This is a genomic window from Actinospica durhamensis, from assembly GCF_018139695.1.
Taxonomy (GTDB): Bacteria; Actinomycetota; Actinomycetes; order Streptomycetales; family Catenulisporaceae; genus Actinospica; species Actinospica durhamensis.
Window position 1 is genome coordinate 1 of sequence record NZ_JAGSOG010000508.1, and the last position, 2,493, is coordinate 2,493.

The window sequence follows — 2,493 nt, forward strand, 5'->3', positions numbered from 1 at the left end:
GCTAGGAGCGTGGGTCAGTAACGGATGTGGTGTTGAGCGGGCGCCAGGTGGTGCGGGTGTGGGTCTGGCGGAATCCGGCGTGTTCCAGATTGGTGTGGCTTGCTGATCCGTAGGCGACGGTCACGACGGCGAGGTCGGTTAGTGCGCTGGCGTCTGCGAGCCGGCGTGTGATCAGCGCGTTCTGGCATCCGCGGCGGCGGTGCTGGGGCAGCGTCGCGGCGCCGCTGAGCAAGGCTCCGTCCGGGGTCAGGTAGAGGCTGGCTGCGGCGGCGGGTCGACTGTCGATGCGGGCGAGGTAGCGGCGAACGGTCGCCGGGTCGTGTTCGGCGCGCAGCATGGCCAGGTGTTCGGGGCGTGCTGCGGCGAGTTCGTATCCGCCGATGAGCGTGGTGAAGTAGTCGGTGTCGTCGTCGGCCGGGTCGAGCTCCTCGACGGTGACCGGTCCGGGCGCGGGCTCGGCGGGGTGCGGATTCAGGTTCTGGTGCAGTGTTGCGGTGACGGTGCCTGCGTAGAGTCCTCGGTGGGCCAGGGCGGCGCCGAGCCGGTCGCTGGCGTCGCCGGCCCACACTTCCAGGGTGGGCACGGTCCCGGTGTCGGTGAAGAACGCCGAGACCACGTCCAGGTGCGGCAGGTCGTCGGCGTTGACGCCTCGGGCCTTGTTGTAGGGGGCCAGGTCGCGCAGCGTCGGGATGCGCAGCGCGACGATCCGCCCCCAGCAGCCGATCTCGGCATCCAGTGCGGTCGCATCCCGGCGGATCTTCGAGGTGATCAGGTCTTCGGCGCGTTGGGCGATGGCGGTCAGCATCCGGCCATGGTGGCACGGTTCGCGATCTTCGGTATGGAAGGATACTGGCATGTCCGAACGAGATGGCCTGTTTGCGATGAATCCGGTGCCGTCCGGGCCGAACGCCGCGCCGGCCGGGCCGGTGGCCAAACGGTTCCGGAGTTTTGATCCGCATCAGGTCTACCTGATGCCGCCGTCGCTGGATGAGTGGCTGCCGGAGGACCATCTGGCCCGGTTCGTCGCGGAGTTGGTCGACGAGGTGCTGGATCTCGGGCCGATCCTGGCCTCCTATACCGAGAAGCGCGGCTTCCCGCCGTATGACCCGCGCCTGATGGTCCGGCTGCTGATCTACGGATACACCACCGGGGTCCGCTCCTCCCGTGCGATCGAGCGCAAGTGCGTCGACGACGTGGCGTTCCGCTACCTGGCGGCCGGGGCCGGTCCGGATTACCGGTCGATCTCCCGGTTCCGGGCCCGGCATCTGGACGCGCTGGCCGGGGTTTTCACCCAGTCGCTGCACCTGGCCCAGAAACTCGGCATGGTGAAGATGGGCCGGGTCGCGCTGGACGGCACCAAGCTGGAGGCCAACGCCTCCAAGCACAAGGCGATGAGCTACGCCCGGCTGGTCGGCCGGGAAGAACGCATCGAGGCGCAGATCGCAGACCTCGAAGCCGCCGCCTCGGCGCTGCTGGCCGACGCCGAGACCATCGACGCCGCCGAGGACGAGAAGTTCGGGGCGAACGGCAAGGACACCGATCTGCCCGGCGAGCTGGACCGACGGGAGAAGCGCCTGGCCCGGTTGCAGGCCGCCCGCGCACAGATCGAGGCCGAGGCCGCTGCCAAGGCGCGCAGGCACGCCGAGGACAAAGAGGCCCGCCGCCAAGACCGAACCGGCACCGACGACCCCGAGGCGGTGGCCGCCGCCGGGGCGCAGGCTGCTGCCAAGGCCCGGCCGAAGGACAAGGCGCAGGCCAACTTCACCGACCCGCAGTCGCGGATCATGAAGAACGGCGACGGCGCCTACATCCAGGCCTACAACGCCCAAGCCGTCGTAGACGACGCCCACCAGATCATCACCGCCGCCGACATCACCACCAACCCCTCCGACGCGCTGAACTACACCGACATGCTCGACCAGTCCGCCGCCAACACCGGCATCCACCCCAAGCAGGCCCTGGTCGACGCCGGGTACTGCTCGGAGGCGAACCTGCAGGCCGCCGCGGCCCGCAACGACGAGCACGGCACCGACACCTTCATGGCCACCGGCCGCCTGGCCCACGACGAGCAGGTCCCGGCCGCCCCGCGCGGACGCATCCCGGCCGACGCCACACCACGCGAACGCATGGCCCGCAAGCTGCGGACCAAACCCGGACGCGCCGCCTACGCCCGCCGCAAAGCTACCGTCGAACCCGTCTTCGGCCAGATCATGACCTGCCAGGACGGCCGGGAACTGCTGCTGCGCGGCGAAGAAGGAGCCTGCGGGGAATGGCGACTCCTGGCCGCCTGCCACAACCTCCGCAAGATCTTCCGGCATGCCGGAACCGCCGGACTGGCCACCGCCCGAGCCTGACGACCCGACCGCAAGGCCCCCACGGCGCCGACCGAACCCGCACAACAGCCCACCAAGCCCGCCACCGCGGCACCACCACCAAACGAACGGCCGCGACCGACCATTAGCCGATCCACGACCGCCCGTCGGCTTGTTCATT

The 2,493-nt window shown here is 69.8% G+C and carries 2 protein-coding genes; one reads left to right on the forward strand and one right to left on the reverse strand.

From position 1 onward, the window contains the following. Nucleotide 1: 1 nt before the first annotated feature. Complete coding sequence (locus KDL01_RS40505) at nt 2-805, reverse strand: hypothetical protein (protein ID WP_212534033.1); 804 nt, start codon at nt 803-805, stop codon at nt 2-4. 121 nt (nt 806-926) lie between these two features. Here KDL01_RS40505 and KDL01_RS40510 point away from each other — a divergent pair, with 121 nt between their 5' ends. Continuing rightward, a complete protein-coding gene (locus tag KDL01_RS40510) occupies nt 927-2,354 on the forward strand; it encodes an IS1182 family transposase (protein WP_438802021.1) in 1,428 nt (475 codons plus the stop codon). Nucleotides 2,355-2,493: the final 139 nt, after the last annotated feature.